Source organism: Streptococcus alactolyticus, assembly GCF_042649785.1.
Taxonomy (GTDB): domain Bacteria; phylum Bacillota; class Bacilli; order Lactobacillales; family Streptococcaceae; genus Streptococcus; species Streptococcus alactolyticus.
Genome location: NZ_JBHRZX010000032.1, coordinates 19,725 through 31,294, shown reverse-complemented (window position 1 = coordinate 31,294; position 11,570 = coordinate 19,725). Strand labels below are relative to the sequence as shown.

Annotated in this window: 14 protein-coding genes; 4 read left to right on the top strand and 10 right to left on the bottom strand. The window is 41.9% G+C overall.

Annotated features, from left to right (window positions below; translation table 11 throughout):
- Positions 1-90: 90 nt before the first annotated feature.
- Both ACFORE_RS06775 and ACFORE_RS06770 read right to left on the bottom strand, forming a co-directional pair.
- Positions 91-1,380 carry a peptidase U32 family protein gene (locus tag ACFORE_RS06775; RefSeq protein WP_154455036.1) on the bottom strand — a complete coding sequence of 430 codons (1,290 nt, stop codon included), beginning with the start codon at positions 1,378-1,380 and terminating at the stop codon, positions 91-93.
- Between the two features lie 137 nt (positions 1,381-1,517).
- Positions 1,518-2,444 carry a peptidase U32 family protein gene (locus ACFORE_RS06770; protein WP_154455035.1) on the bottom strand — a complete coding sequence of 309 codons (927 nt, stop codon included), beginning with the start codon at positions 2,442-2,444 and terminating at the stop codon, positions 1,518-1,520.
- Positions 2,445-2,672: 228 nt separating this feature from the next.
- On the opposite strand from ACFORE_RS06770, the gene ACFORE_RS06765 reads away from it, so the two are divergent.
- Positions 2,673-2,972 (top strand): DUF3270 domain-containing protein, encoded by a 300-nt coding sequence (locus ACFORE_RS06765; RefSeq protein WP_154455034.1) that lies wholly within the window; start codon positions 2,673-2,675, stop codon positions 2,970-2,972.
- 85 nt (positions 2,973-3,057) lie between these two features.
- Here ACFORE_RS06765 and ACFORE_RS06760 read toward each other — a convergent pair whose 3' ends face one another.
- The 8 genes from ACFORE_RS06760 to ACFORE_RS06725 form a co-directional block, all read right to left on the bottom strand.
- Complete coding sequence (locus tag ACFORE_RS06760) at positions 3,058-3,597, bottom strand: YtxH domain-containing protein (protein WP_154455033.1); 540 nt, start codon at positions 3,595-3,597, stop codon at positions 3,058-3,060.
- Positions 3,594-4,013, bottom strand: a complete 420-nt coding sequence (locus ACFORE_RS06755) for a DUF948 domain-containing protein (RefSeq protein WP_154455032.1) — start codon at positions 4,011-4,013, stop codon at positions 3,594-3,596. Before ACFORE_RS06755 ends, ACFORE_RS06760 begins: the two co-directional genes overlap by 4 nt.
- A 20-nt stretch (positions 4,014-4,033) precedes the next feature.
- Positions 4,034-4,822, bottom strand: a complete 789-nt coding sequence (gene lgt / locus ACFORE_RS06750; protein WP_154455031.1) for a prolipoprotein diacylglyceryl transferase — start codon at positions 4,820-4,822, stop codon at positions 4,034-4,036.
- Positions 4,819-5,751 carry an HPr(Ser) kinase/phosphatase gene (gene hprK / locus ACFORE_RS06745; RefSeq protein WP_154455030.1) on the bottom strand — a complete coding sequence of 311 codons (933 nt, stop codon included), beginning with the start codon at positions 5,749-5,751 and terminating at the stop codon, positions 4,819-4,821. Before hprK ends, lgt begins: the two co-directional genes overlap by 4 nt.
- A gap of 243 nt (positions 5,752-5,994) precedes the next feature.
- Positions 5,995-6,270 (bottom strand): PspC domain-containing protein, encoded by a 276-nt coding sequence (locus tag ACFORE_RS06740; RefSeq protein ID WP_168260510.1) that lies wholly within the window; start codon positions 6,268-6,270, stop codon positions 5,995-5,997.
- 124 nt (positions 6,271-6,394) lie between these two features.
- Positions 6,395-6,880 (bottom strand): hypothetical protein, encoded by a 486-nt coding sequence (locus tag ACFORE_RS06735; protein WP_154455028.1) that lies wholly within the window; start codon positions 6,878-6,880, stop codon positions 6,395-6,397.
- A gap of 106 nt (positions 6,881-6,986) precedes the next feature.
- On the bottom strand, positions 6,987-7,418 hold the full coding sequence (locus ACFORE_RS06730) for a SprT family protein (protein ID WP_167829299.1): 432 nt from the start codon (positions 7,416-7,418) through the stop codon (positions 6,987-6,989).
- The gene (locus tag ACFORE_RS06725) at positions 7,405-9,537 is read right to left on the bottom strand and encodes a Tex family protein (RefSeq protein ID WP_380435068.1); all 2,133 of its coding nucleotides are present in this window, start codon (positions 9,535-9,537) and stop codon (positions 7,405-7,407) included. Before ACFORE_RS06725 ends, ACFORE_RS06730 begins: the two co-directional genes overlap by 14 nt.
- Positions 9,538-9,674: 137 nt before the next feature.
- Between ACFORE_RS06725 and ACFORE_RS06720 the strand changes: the two genes are divergently transcribed.
- Genes ACFORE_RS06720 through ACFORE_RS06710 form a run of 3 tightly spaced genes read left to right on the top strand, consistent with a single transcriptional unit; the run spans position 9,675 to position 11,528 of the window.
- A complete protein-coding gene (locus tag ACFORE_RS06720; RefSeq protein WP_154455026.1) occupies positions 9,675-9,809 on the top strand; it encodes an SPJ_0845 family protein in 135 nt (44 codons plus the stop codon).
- Between the two features lie 4 nt (positions 9,810-9,813).
- Positions 9,814-10,719, top strand: a complete 906-nt coding sequence (locus ACFORE_RS06715) for a permease (RefSeq protein ID WP_154455025.1) — start codon at positions 9,814-9,816, stop codon at positions 10,717-10,719.
- The gene (locus ACFORE_RS06710; RefSeq protein WP_235280762.1) at positions 10,716-11,528 is read left to right on the top strand and encodes a TIGR03943 family putative permease subunit; all 813 of its coding nucleotides are present in this window, start codon (positions 10,716-10,718) and stop codon (positions 11,526-11,528) included. Before ACFORE_RS06715 ends, ACFORE_RS06710 begins: the two co-directional genes overlap by 4 nt.
- Positions 11,529-11,570: the final 42 nt, after the last annotated feature.

The window sequence follows — 11,570 nt, the reverse complement described above, 5'->3', positions numbered from 1 at the left end:
GACTTTTTTTCTACACTCAAAAAGGCTCCATAATCTCCACGGTGGTTTTACCCACTACAGAAATTATAGAGCCTTCTTTTTTGCTATCTATTATGCTCTAATCGTTTTGCTAGACCCATCTTTTTGGTAAAGGTTAATCAACCCTTCCTTGCACGAGCGAATCATATCGCCTGGGCGTACTTCTTGTGGGACGGTAATGGTTAATAATTCCATTGGATTTGGGGCACGGTCAATTTTATTGCCGTCGGCGTCATGCAAATCTTTGATGGTGTTTTCAAAATGACGGAAACCTGGTCCGTAAAATTCGACCACATCTCCTTCAAGGATAACGTTACGTTGGCGAATGGTTGCTGTCATTGTTCCGGCATCAAATGACACAACTTCTCCAACAAATTTGTATTGTGGGATTTTGCGGCGAGCACCAAATAACTGCTCGTCTTCTGTTGGTGTTTTGTAATAAAAACCAGTTGCCAATTCACGCTGAGCGACTTTCCACAATTCGTCAATCAAATCATCTTTGATGGCTTCAAATTTTTCAGGACTTTCCAAATAAGCATCAACGGCTGCGCGGTAGCAGTTTGTAACGGTTGATACATAGTGGATTGATTTCATACGACCTTCAATTTTGAAGCTATCCACACCATTTTCAATCAAATCAGGAATGTGCTCAATCATGCACATATCCACAGCTGACATTGAAAATTCTTCTGGAATTTCGCCTTTTAGGCTGCGACGTTCTTGACCAAATGGCATATCGTAAAGGTCGTATTTCCAGCGGCAAGATTGTGAGCAGCCACCACGGTTAGCGTCACGGTGGCTCATGTGATTAGACAAAACACAACGCCCTGAATAACCGATACACATTGCCCCATGAACAAAGGCTTCAATTTCAAGGTCAGTGTGTTGGCGAATTTCTTCGATTTCGGCAATAGACACCTCGCGGGCTAAAACCACGCGCGTCACGCCAATTTCTTTCCAGAAAGCAAATGACTCATAGTTAGTGGTTGACGCTTGAGTTGATACGTGTACTTCTAATCCTGGTGCTTCTGTCAAGCAAATGACCATCAAGGCAGGGTCAGATACAATTACCGCATCCAAGCCCATATCGCGAAGTTCTCTAAACCATGCGCCTGCTCCTGCTTCATTGCCTTCGTGTGTGACCATGTTGGCTGCAACGTGGACGTTTACCCCACGTTCGTGAGCGTACTGAATCCCTTCACGGAGTTCATCCATGGTGAAATTTCCTGCACGGCTACGCAAACCATAAGCTTGACCACCGACAAAAACAGCGTCGGCACCGTAATCAACAGCAACTTTTAATTTTTCAAGTGTTCCAGCAGGTGCTAACACCTCTGGACGTTTTAATTTTTTTTGTGACATTCTGTAATTCCTATTTTCAAGATAGTAAATGTAGTGAGAAGATTAGTCTAAGACCAATTTCTCCGTAAAATGTAGTTGGGTTGTCTTGTCACGCCCTGAAATAGTAACTCAATCATGGCAAGACAACAGAGTTTGTATTATTTGACCTCTGACGGGTCAAAATCGTAAAAGCCAGTTCCAAGGCTGCGTCCTTTTGGATGCCATTGGCGAATGCTTTCATCCAGCAAGAAAGCTTTATCTTGTGTCAATTCGCCAGCCTCAACCAGTTTTTTCGCTTGAACAAAAATCTTAGCAATTTCAACAAAATTATGACCTGGACAATAGATACCATCTAATTTCCAGTGTGTGAAGCCGTGTTCTAGCAACTCTGGCAATTTAGGCATCATGTCGATATCGTCCGTATCAAAAATGTGTGTGCCGTGTTTGTCCTCAAAAATCGAATAGTGACTTTCTGGGTCAGCTGGTTCAGCTAAGAACAAGCCACGTTCACGCGTTTTTTCATCATCAATATGCGTGAAATTGTAGTAGTTTTGCAACAAAGGGCGTTTTGAATGGTGAATAACCGTTGCACCATACATGAGAATTTCTGCTGGGTAACGGAGGTTTTCAGACATTTTAAACAACTCCGCAGACGGAATTTCCCTTGCTAACACGATTTCACTGGCACCGTGATCACCCCAGAAATTGGCTTGACGGCTTGATGTAACAAAGACGGACACATCGTAAATCATTTTGAAATGATAGCCTTCGTGCTGGTTGATGTAGTAAATCCCAGCGTCGCCTGATACCAAGTAATCCACTTTGATTTCTTTCAAAAAGTCAAGGTAAGGGCGAACAGCCACCATCATGTCTTGGTGCATCAAGGCATTGCAAGCAATGACAATTTCTTTACCTGCCTCGTGAACAAGCCCTGCAATCTCACGCAATTCATCGTAAGTGAAATTATGGGGAAGACGTAAGCCAAAATTTTCCTCTCCCACGTAAATGCGGTCAACACCAGCCTCTAAGAGCTCTTTAACCTGCTCGATAGATTCTGCCGTCGCAGTAATAATTATTTTTTCCATAATGTTTTAATTATACCACTCCTATAACGATTAGTCATAATAATTTATCCAAATCCCAATGGCAAAAAATCCCTTCTTTGCGGTTGAAAAGTCGATAAATCAAAGATTGCTTCCTAAAAAGAGCAACAACTATTTTAAACATATTTTGAAACATTAGTCAAGTTTTGGAAAAAGATGACAAAGCTTTCATTTTATGTTATGATAGCTAGGTAATTAGAGGAGAGGGATATGCCGACACCATTAAAACAACATCATGAGCCGAACGAGGATTTGCAGCAAAAGCAAAACTCTAGCCCAAAATTTAAAACCTTTCAGTATATAGACCATGAGAATGAACGTTTTCAAGAATTGGTTTTCTTTGCACGTATCGCATCTTTTGCCGTTTTAACGGTTATTGTGTCATTCTTTTTACTTGCTTTGCATTTAGCTCCTCTTTGGTCATTCTTATTTGCCTCTCTTATTAGCCTAGCGACCATTGTAGGGGTGCCGCGCATGATTCGGTCTATCAAAAACAGAACAAAAGAATAAAAAAACTCCCTGAGCGCTGATGTTCAAGTTCTCTTGACCAGCTATCTCAGGAGTTTTTTAATGAACCAAAAGGCCTAGGCCTTTTTTAGTTGGCTTTATCTTCGTCTGCTTCAGCTGATGAATCAGCTTTTGCTTCTTCTTCAGGGTCCACTTTCACTTTTACAGGTTCATCGTCAGATGATGTTTCAGCATCTGTGTCTTCTTGTGATTTTGGATCGTAGTTGATGATGATGTCATCGACTTCAGCACCTGTTTTATCATGATGAGCTGCTTCTGTTTCTTCAACGGCTTTTGATACTTTAGAAGCGACTTCTGATACTTTTTCACCTGTGTATTCTGCTACGGCTTGTCCTTTTTCTTTAACAGCTCCCAAGATATCTTCTGTGGTCAATTCACCAGATTCTAATTTTTGTTTGTAATCGTTAAAGGTATCAACGGCCAAATCTGTGTATTCAGTCGCTTTGTCTTTTGCTTTTTGGTTGTATTTTGTTGGGTCTTCTTTGTAAGCATCGTAAGCTTTTTTCGCTTTTTGTTGCAATTCTTTACCTTTTTCAGATGTCAAGAAATACGCAACAGCTGCACCAGAAGCGATACCGACAATAACATTCTTCAATAGTTTACTCATGATTCTTCTCCTCTTCTTTGAAATAATTTGGTAGCTGCTCTACCAATGGCAAGGGCAGTACTGGCTTTTGTGACTGTTGATGATGCCTGAGAAGCTCTCTGCGTTAAATGGCGAACTTGTCCATTTAAATCAGACACCGTCTCAGATAAATCAGCAACCGCTACAAATAATGGATTGATGGTTGTTACCTTACCATTGACATCTTCGACCAAAACATTAGCTTTAGCCAACAATTCATTGGTCTGATAGAGTGTCACATTGACATCACTGGTCAAGACAGTAATGGTTTGTTTGGTTTCATCAATAGTTTCATTGATCGCATCTACTGTCCGATACAATTTAATGCCAATTGGTATCAAAACACCAACTAATATAGCAAATGCAATAGCAATAATTAAAAGTGCTACTTCTAACATTTCTTCTCCTAACTGACTTTCTATGCTTCTTGATAATAAGGAATATCTTTTTGATGACATCTGCGCCATACCATGAAAAAGAGTCCTACGATTACTAAAATAGCAGACAACCACTGCGATACACGCATACCAAAGAACATCAAACTATCTGTTCGCATGCCTTCTATCACGAAACGACCGCAACCGTACCAAATCAGATAGAAGAAAGTAATGTCCCCCCGTTTTAAGAAATGTGGTTGGCGTCTGACACTCATGATAAGGATAAAGCCAAGCAGGTTCCAGACTGATTCGTATAAGAAAGTTGGCACCCGATAAGCCCCATCAATATACATTTGTTGTTGGATAAAATTGGGAAGGTAATTCAAATGACTGACTATCTTTCCGTAAGCTTCTTGATTGACGAAATTTCCCCACCTCCCTATAGCTTGGGCTATCATAACACCAGGAGCGGCAATGTCCAAGAAATCCAGCGGATTGATGGCACGATAGTAAGAAAACACAAAAAGCACAATCGCACCTGTAATCAAACCACCGTAAATCGCTAATCCACCGTGCCAAATGGCAAACACTTCACTTGGCGGCTGGCTGGCATAATACGACCAGTCAAAAACAACGTAGTAGAGTCGTGCGCCGATAATGGCTAGAGGAAAGGCGATTAAGATGAAATCCAAGATAGCGTCTGGCAAAATATGCCGTCTAGGTGCCTCTCGCATGGCTAAATAGACAGCAAGAAGCATTCCCAAAACGATACAGATGGCATACCAATGAATACTGAACGGTCCTAACTGAAGAGCAATGGGATTTATCATTCGTTCTCCTCATTTTGACTAATCAGCTTGCTCAAACGCTCTTCAAAGGTCTTGGTCGCATCAAATCCCATTTGTTTGGCACGGTAATTCATAGCGGCAGCTTCGATAACAACTGATACGTTACGACCTGTTTTAACAGGAATACGCACGCGCGGGATTTTAACGCCTGACAATTCAATTTCTTCATTGCCATTACCAAGACGGTCAAAGACCTTGCCTGACTCAAAGTTTTCTAGGTAGATGACCAATTGGACTTGTGATGACCCTTTAACGGCACTAGCACCATACAGACTCATCACGTCGATGATACCAACACCTCTGATTTCTAGCAAGTGCCTTAAAATCTCAGCTGGCTCACCCCACAAGGTTTCTTCATCTTTGGCAAAGACGTCAACACGGTCATCCGCAACCAAACGGTGACCACGTTTGACCAATTCAAGACCTGTTTCACTTTTTCCAATACCTGAATCCCCTTGAATCAAGACACCCATGCCGTAGATATCCATAAGCACGCCATGCACGCTGGTTCTTTCAGCAAGGCAAGAATCCAAGTACCAAGACATTTCACCTGACAAGCGACTGGTTGAGATGTGACTTTGCAAAATCGCAATGCCTTTTTCCTTAGCAGCAGCCAACATTTCCTCAGGAACTTCTAATTTGCGCGCTACGATGATAGCTGGCGTTTCAGGCTTAATCATCTCCGTCAAGACTTGGTAACGGTTGTGCGAGGTCATCTTCATGAGATAGGTCCACTCTTTCATCCCCAACAATTGCAAACGTTCGGGAGAGTAGTAATCAAAATACCCCGTCATTTCAAGACCTGGTCTTGAAATGTCAGCCGTTGTAATTTCCTTGGCCAAGAGTTCATCATTACCATAGACAACTTTTAGCTTGACCTTGTCCACTAACATTTTGACAGTAACAGTCATGTTTTCATACCTGGAACACTTTTTTGCGAAAACACAACACTTTTTTTCAATCCCAGCGATTTTGAACGGTTAGGGCTGGGAGCTGCGCTTTTCGTTCGTGTTCCACCCTTTTTCCTTTTCTTTTTATTATATCACAATCACCTCTAAAAGTAAGCGATGACACTTATATTTACCAAAAATGGACTAAGTCAGTCCCACGCTAGTAGAAACCGCCTTAGCCCATCTGTTTATCAGGTGAGGGGATTACCAAATCCAATCGTCGTCATTATCCTCGTCAATCACCTCAGCGTCCTTGCGCCGACGTGGACCCGTTCTCACATCATTTTGTGTCATGTCTTCTTTGTAGGGAAGAAAGATGGCTAAAAGGATGTATAGTACAAGACCAAAGCCATAAAAATAAATGAGCAAAGCGGTCAACACACGTGTCAAAGGCAAGTCCCAACCGAACTTATCGGCAATTCCGGAACAAACCCCACTAACCATCTTGTTTTCACGCTTTTTATAGAGTACTGATTTCATCTCTTCACTTCCTCTCTACTCTACTACAATCATTATATAACACTTTCAACAAAATAAAATCAGCCCTACGACTGATTTTATTTTTTATGGGTTGGACATAAGTATTAATCTTTATTTATAAATATCATTTTACTTTCATATATCCAGAAATTCCTTGTGAGGCAAGAGGTGTCCCATCTTCAGCATTCATGATTAAATATGGTGTATCGTTATAATTATAGCCATTTTCAGTTGCCCAAGTATAGAATTTTCCGTTTTTAAAACTCAAGAGAGCATCTGCCATTCTTTGAACCTCACTTTCAGGTTCGTACTTAAAATCTTGTAACACATTAACATTTACCGTAGAGTTATCCCCAGTTACTGTAAAAGTATAACCTACATCTGCATAGTTAGCATCTAGTTGTTGTTTTAGATATTCAGCAAATTGTTTACCAGCTTCGGTATCAAATTTCTTGAATTCTTCAGACGAAGAACTACTTTCGGTTGTACTACTAGAACTTGAGGAAGAAGTTGAAGATTCAACTGTGGAAGAACTAGAAGACGTTGAAATGGTGGTAGAAACAGATGAAACTTGACTAGCTACGGTCTGAGTTGTGGTTGTTTCTTCCAAAACCACCAAGCAGCTACTAAACCAATAAGGGTCAGCCCAACAAAAATATCTTCCATTAAATCCTCCTTAAGCTTTCAATGTGGTTCATTATTTGCACATGAAATTCTCATTTTATCATAAGCAACTTGCCTTGACAACGGCCGCAGCGGTATTTTTGGGTGTTGATACGGCGCTTTCGGTGGTAGTCTTGTCCACATTGTTGGCAGCGGTAATGGTTGGCAGGAGCATTTTGTGAGAGGGAGGGGGCATAGCGCAGGCCATCGACGGCTTTTAGCAAGTCTTTGAAATCAGCATCAGCGTGTTTATAGCCTTTTCCAGCAAAATACAGGTGGTAATGGCAAAGTTCGTGCCGAACGATTTTCCGAAAAACATCTAAGCCAAAAGTATCGTAGATTTTGGGGTTAAAGTCCAAATGACCGTCAGCGGGGAAAAAGCGGCCGCCACTGCTTCTGAGCTTGGTGTTCCAAACGGCAACATGATTAAAAGACTTGCCAAAATCTTCTTGCGACACGGCTTTGACAAAATCAGTCAAGTTCACGCAAATCTACCAAAGAAAGATTGATTTTGCCACGTTCTTTGTCGATTTTTGACACCCAAACGGTGACGATATCGCCAACGGAAACGACTTGACTTGGGTGGCTGACAAAGGATTTGCTCATTTGCGAAATGTGAATCAAACCGTCATCGTGCAAACCAATATCCACAAAGGCCCCGAAATCCACAACGTTGCGAACGGTTCCTTCTAATTTTTGACCGATTTCAAGGTCAGAAATATCCAAAATGTCCTGACGCAAGACAGGTGCCTCAAAATCATCACGCAAGTCACGACCTGGTTTTAAGAGGTCGGCGATAATGTCCTTGAGCGTTTCTTGCCCAATGCCAATCGTTTCTGCCATTGATGGTACTGAAACGGCTTGGAGTTTGGCTTTGGCTGACTCATCCAAATCTGTAATGTTCAATTCTTGCAACAAACGTTCAACAGCCTTGTAAGACTCTGGGTGAACCCCTGTATTGTCAAGGATATTGTCAGCCCCTGGGATACGCAAGAAACCAGCCGCTTGTTCAAAGGCCTTAGCTCCCAAGCGAGGGACTTTTTTGATTTCCTCACGTGAGGTGATACGTCCGTGTTCGTCACGGTATTTCACGATATTTTCTGAAATGGTTTTGTTCAAACCTGAAACGTGGGCCAACAAGGCTGGGCTTGCAGTATTGATGTTAACACCGACTTGGTTAACCACGGTATCCACCACAAAATCAAGGTTTTCAGCCAATTTTTTCTGACTAACATCGTGCTGGTATTGCCCAACACCGATAGATTTAGGGTCAATTTTCACCAGTTCTGCCAAAGGGTCTTGCAGACGACGGGCAATGGAAATGGCAGAGCGTTTTTCAACGGTCAAATCAGGAAATTCGTGGCGAGCCAATTCTGACGCTGAATACACAGAAGCTCCGCTTTCATTGACAATCACGTAAGACACTTCAGGGAAGTCTTTCAAAACTTGTGCCACAAAAGCTTCGCTTTCACGGCTGGCTGTCCCATTTCCAATGGCGATGATTTCAATGCCATAAGTGCGAATGAGGTCTGCTAAGTCCTGTTTTGATTGGTCAATCTTAGCTTGGCTGGCTGGTGGAACGGGGTAAATCACTTGAGTCGTCAGCAATTTCCCTGTTTGGTCCACCACGGCTAATTTGGCACCTGTACGAAAGGCAGGGTCAAACCCAAGCACCATTTTGCCTTTAAGAGGTGACACGAGTAAGAGGTGACGCAAGTTTTCTGAAAAGAGTTGGATAGCCCCATCCTCCGCGCCTTCAGTTAACTCATTGTGAACACGACGCTCCATGGCTGGAAGGATTTTTTTCTTGATGGTTTTGGCAATGACATCATCAATGTAGGCATTTTTTTGTTTGAAACGTGCCCCCATGAAACGAATCATTTTATCCACATTATGCTCAAAGCCGACTTTCAAAATACCAAGTTTTTCCCCACGATTGAGGGCAAGAATGCGGTAGCCTTGAATTTTCGCAACTTTTTCTGAAAAATCATAGTAGATTTGGAAAGTCTTGTTATTGTCAGCTGCTTCGTCTTTGACGCTTGAAACAATCGAACTATAAGACCAAATCTCATTGTAAACCCACGAACGTACTTGATTGTCCTCTGAAAAAGCTTCGATGAGGATATCACAAGCCCCTGCAAGCGCCTTGGCGGGTGTGTCAAAACCTTCTGTCAAAAAGGCTTTGGCTTCTTCTTCCAAGGACGGTTTGTTTTGCAAAATCAAGCGAGCCAAAGGAAATAGCCCTGCTTCTCTCGCAATCGTTGCCTTGGTACGGCGTTTTTCTTTGTAAGGGAGATACAATTCTTCAACATCAGCCAATTTTTCAGCCTGTTCAATAGCTGTTTTCAATTCTGGTGTTAATTTCCCTTGTTCGTCAATTTTAGCGAGAACAGTGGCTTTGCGTTCTGCTAAAGCCGTCATGCTCTTATCCAAATCAATAATGGTTTTAATTTGGACTTCATCTAAGTTACCAGTCATTTCTTTACGGTAACGTGCAATAAAAGGAATGGTATTGCCTTCGCTAGTTAATTCCAAAACTTTGGCAATCTGCCCTTCCTTGATACCCATTTCTTGGGCAATAGGTGTGATGTTTTCATTTTTCATAGTAGATTTATTATATCACAAAGTCCTAAAAAAGCCCCTAAGACTTTTGAACAAGCGGGGCAACTCCGTTTTTGTGCTATTTAAGGTTTGATAGTATAATAGGGGGTGATTATTTTAGAAACGAGGTTTTTCTCATTATGGCAATTACACACAAACGACAAGACGATTTGGAAAGTATGTTTTCCAACTTTGCTAGTTTGCCAAAGGTTTCCAGTGACCCTGAAAAAGACAAGGCACAAGATGACAAAAAAGACAAGAAAGTGACTGATTAATCTTATGGCTATCTTTAATCAGTTACCAACCAGCGTTCTGCAATGGTTTGCGATTTTCATCTCCATTATCATTGAGGCGCTGCCTTTTGTCTTGTTGGGAACGATTTTGTCGGGATTTATTGAAGTTTACATCACACCTGATTTGGTGCAGCGTTTTTTGCCCCGCAATCGTTTCTTACGCATCTTGTTTGGAACCTTTATTGGTTTTATTTTTCCCTCGTGTGAATGTGGGATTGTGCCCATCATTACGCGCTTTTTAGAGAAAAAAGTACCGAGTTACACCGCTGTTCCTTTCTTGGCAACAGCACCTATCATCAACCCCATCGTCCTCTTTGCCACTTATTCGGCTTTTGGAAATAGCTGGCGCTTTTTATGGCTGAGGTTGCTGGGGGCCATTATCGTTGCCTTGACGCTTGGTATCATGCTTGGTTTTGTGGTAGATGAAAACATCCTCAAAGCCAATGCCAAACCAACGCATTTCCACGATTATTCTGGCGAAACCTGGTACCGCAAAATTTTCCTCGCCCTAGCTCACGCGATTGATGAATTTTTCGACACTGGGCGCTACTTGGTTTTTGGGACCTTGGTAGCCTCAGGAATGCAAATTTATTTGCCAACACGTCTGTTGACACAAATTGGGGGCAATGCTTTGACGGCAATTTTAGTCATGATGCTACTGGCTTTCATCTTGTCCCTTTGTAGCGAGGCGGATGCCTTTATCGGAGCATCTCTACTGTCCACTTTTGGAACGGCACCTATTTTAGCCTTTCTCTTGATTGGACCTATGGTGGATATCAAAAACCTCATGATGATGCTGCATTCTTTCAAAACCTCTTTTATCATCCAATTTATTAGCGTTTCAACAGCAATTATCATTGTTTATTGTTTGGTGGTGGGGGTAATAGCATGATTCGTTTTATCATTCTTGTGGGGTATTTTGAATTGTCCATGTACCTCCAACTCTCAGGAAAATTGGACCAATACATCAATACTCACTACGCTTATTTAGCCTATATTTCCATTGTGCTTTCCTTTGTTTTAGCCATTGTCCAGCTGGTCATTTGGGTGAAAAATATGAAGCTCCACAGTCATTTGCAGGGCAAATTGGCCAAATTCGCTAGTCCTATTATTTTAGCTATTCCTGTTTTGGTTGGTTTGTTGATTCCGACAGTCACCCTTGATTCGACAACGGTATCTGCCAAGGGTTACCATTTTCCCCTAGCGGCTGGCTCTGCTGGTACAGTCAGCGAGGACGGCACCACCGTTCAATACCTCAAACCTGATACCAGCTTGTATTTCACCTCATCTGCTTATAAAAAAGAAATGCAAAAGGAATTAAAACAATACGAGGGTACAGGACCGGTTAAAATCACGACGGATAACTACATGGAAGTCATGGAACTTATCTACGTCTATCCTGACGCCTTCACGGGACGCGAAATCACCTACACAGGCTTTGTTTACAACGAGCCTGGACACGAGGGGTATCAATTCTTATTCCGCTTTGGTATCATTCACTGTATTGCTGACTCTGGTGTTTATGGCTTATTGACAACAGGTAACGACACGAGTTACCCAAATAACACGTGGATTACAGCCACAGGTACTATCAGCCTTGAGTACAATCAAACGCTTGAGCAGACCTTGCCTGTTTTACACATTACCGAGATGAAAAAGACAAACGAACCTAAGAATCCTTATGTTTACCGCGTCTTTTAACGAAAAATTCCTACAACTAAGGTTGTAGGAATTTTTTTTGTT

Bases quoted from the DNA above. Each gene is read 5' to 3' on its own strand.
- ACFORE_RS06775 (WP_154455036.1), bottom strand. From the start codon at position 1,380: ATGTCACAAAAAAAATTAAAACGTCCAGAGGTGTTAGCACCTGCTGGA.
- ACFORE_RS06770 (WP_154455035.1), bottom strand. From the start codon at position 2,444: ATGGAAAAAATAATTATTACTGCGACGGCAGAATCTATCGAGCAGGTT.
- ACFORE_RS06765 (WP_154455034.1), top strand. From the start codon at position 2,673: ATGCCGACACCATTAAAACAACATCATGAGCCGAACGAGGATTTGCAG.
- ACFORE_RS06760 (WP_154455033.1), bottom strand. From the start codon at position 3,597: ATGAGTAAACTATTGAAGAATGTTATTGTCGGTATCGCTTCTGGTGCA.
- ACFORE_RS06755 (WP_154455032.1), bottom strand. From the start codon at position 4,013: ATGTTAGAAGTAGCACTTTTAATTATTGCTATTGCATTTGCTATATTA.
- lgt (WP_154455031.1), bottom strand. From the start codon at position 4,822: ATGATAAATCCCATTGCTCTTCAGTTAGGACCGTTCAGTATTCATTGG.
- hprK (WP_154455030.1), bottom strand. From the start codon at position 5,751: ATGACTGTTACTGTCAAAATGTTAGTGGACAAGGTCAAGCTAAAAGTT.
- ACFORE_RS06740 (WP_168260510.1), bottom strand. From the start codon at position 6,270: ATGAAATCAGTACTCTATAAAAAGCGTGAAAACAAGATGGTTAGTGGG.
- ACFORE_RS06725 (WP_380435068.1), bottom strand. From the start codon at position 9,537: ATGAAAAATGAAAACATCACACCTATTGCCCAAGAAATGGGTATCAAG.
- ACFORE_RS06720 (WP_154455026.1), top strand. From the start codon at position 9,675: ATGGCAATTACACACAAACGACAAGACGATTTGGAAAGTATGTTTTCC.
- ACFORE_RS06715 (WP_154455025.1), top strand. From the start codon at position 9,814: ATGGCTATCTTTAATCAGTTACCAACCAGCGTTCTGCAATGGTTTGCG.
- ACFORE_RS06710 (WP_235280762.1), top strand. From the start codon at position 10,716: ATGATTCGTTTTATCATTCTTGTGGGGTATTTTGAATTGTCCATGTAC.